Consider the following 8243-nt stretch of genomic DNA (forward strand, 5'->3'; position numbering starts at 1 on the left):
GAGGCCCTCGGTCTTCCGAAGTCTGAAAGTTGCGAAGCATTCAGGCGGAGGAAGGGAACCGAGGGCCGTGTCTGACGGTACGACATTGTTGTTTGGGCTGCCAGGAGTACAGGTGGAGCGTGTCGAACAGCGCCCTGATGGGACGCGGGTGGTGCACGTGGCGACCGCCGACGAAACGGCCGCGGCGTGCCCGGGCTGTGGGGTGGTGTCGACCTCGGTCAAGGAGCACGTGACGACCTCGCCAAAAGACATCCCCTACGGCTCCGGCGACATCGTGGTGCGCTGGCACAAGACCCGTTGGCGCTGCTGGGAGGACTATTGCCAGAAGTCCTCGTTCACCGAGGCCATCGCGCAGGTCCCGGCGCGGGCGCGCACCACTACGCGGTTGCGCACCCAGATCGGGGAGGCGATCGGCAACGCCGGTCGTGCGGTGGCCGAGGTCGCCGACACCCATGCGGTGTCGTGGCCGACCGCGCACCGGGCGTTTGTCGCCCACGCCGAGACACTGCTGGCCGAGCCCGAGCCGGTGGCAGTGCTCGGCATTGATGAGACCCGACGCGGCAAACCCCGCTGGCAACAGTGCGCCGACACCGGCCGCTGGATGCGGATCGACCCGTGGGACACCGGGTTCGTCGATTTGTCCGGCGATCAGGGCCTGCTGGGGCAACGCGAGGGCCGTACCTGCGCGGCAGTGATCGACTGGCTCTCCGAGCGCAGCGAGCAGTTCCGCGCGAGGATCGAGTACGTGGCGATCGACCCGGCCGCGGTCTACGCGACGGCGATCCGCACTCCAGGGTTGTTGCCGAATGCGACGGTCGTGGTCGATCACTTCCACCTGGTGAAGTTAGCCAACGATGCGCTGACGAAGGTGCGCCGCCGGGTCACCTGGGATCTGCGCGATCGGCGCGGCCGGCGGGCCGACCCGGAATGGGCTAACCGGCGACGGCTGCTGTTGGCGCGAGAACGCCTGTCGGACACGCGCTTCGCGAAAATGTGGAACGCGATCGTGGCCGAGGACGACACCGGCCAGATCCTGTCGGCGTGGATCGCCAAGGAAGAACTACGCACCCTGCTGTCCACCGTGCGCGCCGGCGGCGACGCACACCTGACGCGCCATCGGCTGCACCGGTTCCTGGCCTGGTGCATCGACTCACAGATCCCTGAGCTGCTCACCCTGGCCACCACCATCGACACCTGGTGGCCCGAGATCAACACTTTCATCGCCACCGGCATCACCAACGCCCGCACCGAGGGCTACAACCGCCTGGTCAAACAGGTCAAACGCGCCGCCTGCGGATTCCGCAACCCAGCCAACTCGGCCCGCCGGATACGATTCCACTGCACCCGCAAACAGCGGGCCGCAACCCAGACTTCATGCTGATTGCCCGGCCAAAATCGAAGAGCCATCATCGCGGCCTACAGCCACCCCGACCGGCGGCGCGGCAAGACCATGATGACCGCCATCATCAATGAGCCCCTTTGTCGCTAGGACTATTTGTCCACCGTATTCGGCGACGCTGCCATCGAGAAGAAAGAGCCGTTCTTAATGCTTCTGTGGATTACAAGAAATTGTCCTGGCGCGCTCGCAACTGAAAGTAGCTCGTAGTCAAGCTCAAGCTCACCGAAGTCTCTATGTCGGAGCTGCTTGACCTTGCCGTCGGAGACATTGACATCGTGGCTGTTCCACATCTGGACGAAGTCGCTGCTCTTTTTGGAAAGTTCGAGGACGATATCGGTGATATCTGGCTGATCAATATCGATACCTGCGGTGCGGTGCACGGTGGCGATGGCGGTTTTGACGTATGATTCCCAGTTCACCCAGAGGGTTTTCGCCTCGGGATCCAGGAACAGTAAGCGCAAAACGTTCCCTGTGATCGTGAATTGGGAGAAGAGCTCTGAGGCTTGCGGGTTTTCGGCCAGCACATCGCACCGGCGGTTGACTATGTAGGCCGGACCGAGTGTCCAGGCTTGCATGATGAGAAGCAAATACTCAGCCGGGTTTTGCTGCGAACTGGCCTTCTGCCGCCAGCGGTGTCGCGGGGTCGCGAGGTCATACAGATAGGTCGCCTCACTGGGAGACAGGCCGAGCGCGATCACCAAGGCGTCCAATATCCGCGCGGACGGGTGGTTTTCTCGTCCTTGTTCCAACCGCGCGTAGTAGTCGGCACTGATGCCGGCCCGCACGGCCACCTCCTCGCGGCGCAGCCCAGGGGTGCGCCGCCGTCTCGCAAGATCGCCGTGGCGCTGCTGGTTGGGTGTGATCGCCTCGCGGCGCGCCCGAAGAAATTCTCCCAGTGTCTTGGTCACGAAGCGATGCTAGCCAGCGCGGCGTCCTGGGTGTCAAATTCCTAGGTTAAGCTCCCCCTTCCGCGACCTGCGGTTCCTCGCCACCATATGTACTCGTGGCATCAACTCGACCGCTTGGCCGAAGGGAACAGGGTTTTAGGCCGCTTGCTGATATCGACACGGGCGGAGGATGGGCCTGAGCATGGGCGGGGCTACCCAGCGCGGATACGGCGGTACGGCGAAGGGTCGGTTCGTTGCCTGGTCGCGACCACACCGACGACGTACTCGGGGCAACGCCCCAAACGTAGCAGCCTGGAGTGACAGCAACCCGAGCCGGAAGGACAACGACTTTGCTGGGCATTCTCAAGCGGGCGTGGATTCCGCTGGTGATCGTCGCGGTTGCGGCCGTCGGGGGCTTCGTGGCTTACCGATTGCAGGGTGTGTTCGGCTCGCACCGAGTCGCGGAGGTGGGCCCGAGCGAGCAGATTGTGCCGATCAACGTCAAGCGCGTGGTTTACGAGGTTACCGGGCCCCCGGGCACGGCGGGTGTGGTCAATTACCTGGACGAGAACGCTCAGCCTCAGCGCGCAAGTTTCACCACCTTGCCGTGGTCATACACCGTGACCACGACCATGCCGGGAATGTTCGCCAACGTGGTGGCACAAGGGGACAGCAACATGCTCGGTTGCCGGATTCTGGTCAACGGTGTGGTGCGCGACCAGCAGTCCGTAGCCCGTTTCGACGCACAGGTTTTCTGCTTGGATAAAGCCGCATGAGCGGCGGCCACGCCGAGCGGCCTCTTGCGGCGCGGATGTTGCGGCGGTTGGCGGTGCCGATCGTGTTGGGTTGGCTGGTGTTCGCCGTCGTCGTCAGCGTCTTCGTGCCTCGACTGGATCTGGTGGAACGGCAGAACTCGGTCGGCCTGTTGCCTAAGGATGCTCCGTCGCTGATCGCGATGAAGCGCATGGGCAAAGTTTTTCACGAGTTCGACTCCGACAGCGTCGCGATGGTGGTGCTGGTGGGCGACAAACCGCTGGGCGACGAGGCGCGTCGCTTCTACGACGATCTGGTGCGCCGGCTCGAGCGCGACACCGCGCATGTCGAGAAAGTGCAGAACTATTGGGGGGAATTGGTCACGGCGGGCGGCGAGCAGAGCGCCGATAGTAAGGCCGCTTACGTGCAGCTCAACCTCGCCGGCGACCAAGGCTCCTCGCGGGCGGATGAGTCGGTGCACTCAGTCGAGCAGATCGTGGCGCACTCTCATCCGCCGCCGGGTATCAAAGCATATGTGACCGGTCAGGCGCCGCTGACCACAGACTTGACTGAAGCCGGCGACCGGGGTCTGGCCAAGCGCACGGCGATCACGATCGCCGTGGCCGCGCTGATGTTGCTCATCGCTTACCGGTCGATAGCCACCTTGCTGATCGTGCTGGTGGTGATTTTTGTCGAACTGGCCACCGCGCGGGGAATCGTGGCATTCATCGGCAACTTTCACGTGATCGGCTTCACCACGTTCGCGGTCAGTCTGCTCATGGCGCTGGCCATCGCGGCCGGCACGGACTACGCGATCTTTTTTCTCGGCCGCTATCACGAAGCCCGTCAAAGCGGCGAAGACCGTGAAACCGCTTACTACACGACATACCGTGGAGTTGCCCATGTCGTGTTGGGTTCCGGGCTAACGATCGCCGGCGCGATGCTGTGTCTGCGGTTGGTCCGGCTGCCCTACCTCAATACGTTGGCGATTCCGTGCGCGGTGGCACTGGTCATCGTGATCGCGGCCTCGCTGACGTTGATGCCGGCTCTGCTGGCCATCGACTCGCGGTTCGGCTTACTCGACGCGAAGCGAAAGACCAATATTTACCGGTGGCGGCGACTAGCGACGGCCACGGTGCGCTGGCCCGCCCCGATCCTTGCCAGCGCTGTGGTTGTCTCAATAGTCGGGGGGCTGACCCTGCCGGGGTATCACACAAACTACGACGACCGCTATTACGTTCCCGCGAGCCTAGCGTCCAACGTCGGCGACCGTGCCGCCATCCAGCATTTCACCCATGCCCGGCTGAATCCGGACCTGTTGCTGGTCGAAGCCGACCACGACCTGCGTAACCCGGTGGACATGCTCGACCTGGATAGGATTGCGGCGAGTATCTTCCGGGTGCCGGGCATCGCGCGGGTGCAAAGCATCACCAGGCCGCTGGGATACAACATCGAGCACGGCACCATACCGTTCGCGATCGGCATGCAGCCCGTCCCGATCCGGGAGAACCTGCAGTATCTGAAGGACCGCTTGGCCGATATCCTGCGGCTGACTCGAGATGACCTCGGCGTCCAGATCGCGACGTTAGAGCGCATGTACACCGTGGAAAAGGAACTATCCGGGTCGATTAGCGACAGCGCTCGCGTCACAACTGACACCGCTGCAATCACGGATGGAATACGTGACCATCTCGCAGATTTTGACGATTTCTGGCGGCCACTTCGCAGTTACTTCTACTGGGAAAAGCACTGCTTCGACGTTCCGATATGTTGGTCACTGCGCTCCGTCTTCGACGCGTTGGATGGCTTCGACAAACTCGCCGAGAATTTCCACAAGCTGGCCAAGGACCTCCAACAAAGCGCTGACGCAACACAAGAGATGGTGACGTTGATACCGCCGATCATCGACGTTGCAAAGTCTATGCAGACTACCTTCTTCACGCTCTACAGCAGTTTTTCGGGGCTGATCACTCAAATGGACCGCATGACCGACACCAGCACACTCATGGGCGAATTCTTCGACAAAGCAAAAATTGACGGCCTCTTCTACATCGCGCCAGAAGTGTTCGACAGCCCTGACTTTAAGACCGGCCTCAGGCTGCTGGTCTCCCCCGACGGCAAATCCACCCGTATGATCATCACCCACAACATCGACCCCGCCAGCCCCGAGGCGATCTCCCACGTCGACGCAGAACTCAAGGCCGCACGCGAGGCGGTCAAAGAAACCCCCTTGGCCAGCGCGAAGTTATACCTGGGTGGCACGGCGGCTACTTACCGAGATATCCAAGAATCCACCAAATACGACGTCATGACCGAGGCCATCGCCGCACTCATCCTGATCTTCATCGTCATGCTGGTCATCACCCGCGCGCTAGTCGCCTCGATGGTCATCGTCGGCACAGTCGTGCTCTCGCTAGCGACCGGCTTCGGCCTGTCGGTGCTGTTTTGGCAACACATCTACGGCTTGGAACTGCACTGGATCACCTTGCCTTTCGCAGTCACCATTTTGCTGGCCGTGGGATCTGACTACAACCTGTTGCTGGTCTCGCGGTTCAAGGAAGAAATCGGCGCAGGACTGAAGACCGGCATCATCCGGTCCGTAGGCGGCACCGGCGGAGTCGTGACCACGGCCGGCTTGGTGTTCGCCTTCACCATGGCCTCTTTGGCGGTCAACGAGCTGTACACGCTCAAACAGGGCGGCACCACCATCGGGCTGGGCCTGCTCATCGACACGCTGATCGTGCGCTCGCTGATGATCCCATCCACCGCTACCCTGTTGGGGCGCTGGTTCTGGTGGCCGCTACGGGTACGCTCCCGCCCAGCCAGCGAACTGCTCCGATCTGTGGGCCCCCGTCCACTGGTGCGCGCCCTGCTCCTGAGGGGGTAGTTTCCCGACTTGCCACTAACGTATGGAGCGTGTGTCGTTCCGTGGGGGACGATTATCGAGGAGTATCTGCAGCTGTGAGCAGGCCGGGTTTGACCGCCGCGAGAAGACTGAAGAAGCTCTCCATGGCGGCGTTGTCGCCGGCGGACCCGACACGGCCCCATCTGACCGGACCTCGTGAACTGGTCCATGTGATCAACGAATCCGGGGTCAGGCCACATCAACCCGACCATGGTGTGGCGGCCTAACGCACGAACGAATTTTCCGGCTGCGAAATTGGGTGGATTCAATCGGTGGTCGCAACGCCGGCTTGATGAAGCGAGTGTAGGTGTTCGTTGAAGGATGCAGGCGGCGACCTGACCGCGCCGTGCGACCGCGCTATCGAGTGCTTGGGTGGCCAACCGAGTCGGCACAGCCAGCGATAGTAGGGCTGGCGGGCGAGCTTGCATACCGGGCACGTCACCGCCACGGGGATCCCCTCGGCGGCGAGCTCTTTCACGAGCTGGTAAAGCTTTTCCCGGCAGGTGGGCCTGCGACAAGTAGGCGGCTGCTCGGCGCAGGACTTCGTTCTCCTGCTCGAACAACCGATTTCGGTGACGCAGCTCACGCAATTCGGGGGAATCACCGGTGCTTTTGCCAGGCTTGGCACCCTCATCGATATCCGCCTGTCGCAACCACTTGGTCAGGGTCACCGAAGTCGGTGGCGATCTGCTCGATCGTCACGCCGTCGTCGCGGTTGCGGGCAACACGCACGACATCGTCGCGGAACTCGCGCGGATAGGGCCTGGGCGCAATGACATCCTTCCAGGCCGCCCACCTGGGGCAAGCCAAATCAAGTGTCACCTATCCGTGCAATAGACCCATGGGCGATTATGCGCTGTTCTTTTCCGGCGCGGTGGTGAGATGACGGATAAACGCCGCCACCTCCTCAACCGCGCGAAGCGCATCTGGGTTGACGTCGAAACCGAGCTGGAACATGTGCATCGCCTTGTGCCACTGCTGCACCCACACCGGTATGCCGTGAGCCCGCAGCCGGTCGGCCAGCGTGAGGGTGTCATTGAGCAGCATCTCGTGGGTGCCAACCTGGAGCAAAAATGGGCCAAGGCCATGCAGATCGGCCTCCGACGGCATCACTGGCGCCGCCCGGGTGCCGTTGACAGTACCGAAGACGTCATAGAGGAACTTCACCGTCATGAACGGAAACATCACGTCGCGATGGTCTTTGAGGGCCCGGTACTTCAGCCCCATATCCGACGACGTCAGCGGTGACATCAACGCCTGACCCGCAGGCACCGGCAGCCCGCTGTCGCGGGCGGCCAGTGCGGTACTGGCAGCCAGCATGCCACCGGCTGAATCTCCTGCTAGCACAATGCGATCCGCTGAAAAGCCGAGCGACATAACGTAGCGGTAGGCGTCGAGCCCGTCGGACACGGCATCCTCAATGCGGGCCTGCGGGGCCAGCCGGTAACCGACATTGAGCACCCGCGCGCCGGTCTCTTGCGAGAGCTTACCAACAAACCGCCGATGCGAATTGAGACCCAAAGTCACCAGCGCCGAGCCGTGGAAGTAGACGATAACCCGGTCTGAGTGGCGGGCCGTCGGGAATACCACCCACTCGGCCGGACACTGCGGCAATGCGACGGGGGTCACTTGAGTTCCCGCCGGTGGCGGCACCACGCGCAGCGGTTTGTCGATGAGGTCAAAGCGTGCACGCTGCAAAATGTGAGGACTGAAACGATTGATGACTATGCCAATGACGGTCAAGGTAGCGAGCGCAGGGCGCGCGAAGATAGCCGTCAATAACGCCAGCAGGCGCGACTGCCAGCAGATGGAGCTGAAGTGGGCGCTTGCAGGACGAGCCCGCCAATCGGACGAATTCACAGAGCGAAGGGTATCGGGTACCGCATGTATTAGATACTATATGTTTGGAGCCCCTGCCGCAACGCGCGGAGGAGTGAGGAAGCCCTCTTGAACACCGACACCACTACGCAGGTTTGTTTCCGACAGATCTGGACGACAATCGCTTCCCGACCTTCCCGACTCAACGCCGCCGCGAGTGACTATCGCCAGCCAACATGGATCATCCGATGCCAAACAATCGCCGACCAAGCACCGACCAGAACAAGCCGAGACCGGTAGGAGAATACCTGCAAACATGACTCACCTGCGAAAACACGAGTGCTCCGGCAGGATTCGAACCCGCGACACCGGCTTTTGCAGCTGATCGTTCTTGGTGGTTGCCGATAAGAATCTTTAATCCCTGCGCCCCAATGGATTACGCTGCCGGGAGTCGTCGACAGGTTGCCGTTGATTATGGGTG

6 protein-coding genes are annotated in these 8243 nt (G+C 62.0%); 3 read left to right on the forward strand and 3 right to left on the reverse strand.

Annotation, left to right across the window (positions count from 1 at the left end):
- Positions 1-112 precede the first annotated feature (112 nt).
- Positions 113-1381, forward strand: coding sequence for an ISL3 family transposase (locus AC5Y4T_RS25750; RefSeq protein ID WP_232526912.1), 1269 nt, complete (start codon positions 113-115; stop codon positions 1379-1381).
- Between the two features lie 110 nt (positions 1382-1491).
- Here the strand turns inward: AC5Y4T_RS25750 and AC5Y4T_RS25755 are convergent, their stop codons facing one another.
- Positions 1492-2307 carry a helix-turn-helix transcriptional regulator gene (locus AC5Y4T_RS25755; RefSeq protein WP_051472940.1) on the reverse strand — a complete coding sequence of 272 codons (816 nt, stop codon included), beginning with the start codon at positions 2305-2307 and terminating at the stop codon, positions 1492-1494.
- Positions 2308-2636: 329 nt separating this feature from the next.
- Here AC5Y4T_RS25755 and AC5Y4T_RS25760 point away from each other — a divergent pair, with 329 nt between their 5' ends.
- Both AC5Y4T_RS25760 and AC5Y4T_RS25765 read left to right on the forward strand, forming a co-directional pair.
- Positions 2637-3062, forward strand: coding sequence for an MmpS family transport accessory protein (locus AC5Y4T_RS25760; RefSeq protein ID WP_072501188.1), 426 nt, complete (start codon positions 2637-2639; stop codon positions 3060-3062).
- Positions 3059-5926 (forward strand): MMPL/RND family transporter, encoded by a 2868-nt coding sequence (locus tag AC5Y4T_RS25765; RefSeq protein ID WP_072501189.1) that lies wholly within the window; start codon positions 3059-3061, stop codon positions 5924-5926. The genes AC5Y4T_RS25760 and AC5Y4T_RS25765 overlap by 4 nt, the downstream gene beginning before the upstream one ends.
- Positions 5927-6574: 648 nt before the next feature.
- Here the strand turns inward: AC5Y4T_RS25765 and AC5Y4T_RS25770 are convergent.
- Positions 6575-6766, reverse strand: a complete 192-nt coding sequence (locus tag AC5Y4T_RS25770; protein WP_072501190.1) for a hypothetical protein — start codon at positions 6764-6766, stop codon at positions 6575-6577.
- Between the two features lie 27 nt (positions 6767-6793).
- Positions 6794-7804, reverse strand: a complete 1011-nt coding sequence (locus tag AC5Y4T_RS25775; RefSeq protein ID WP_069953654.1) for an alpha/beta hydrolase — start codon at positions 7802-7804, stop codon at positions 6794-6796.
- Positions 7805-8243 lie beyond the last annotated feature (439 nt).

The organism is Mycobacterium sp. NGS11 (assembly GCF_059813315.1).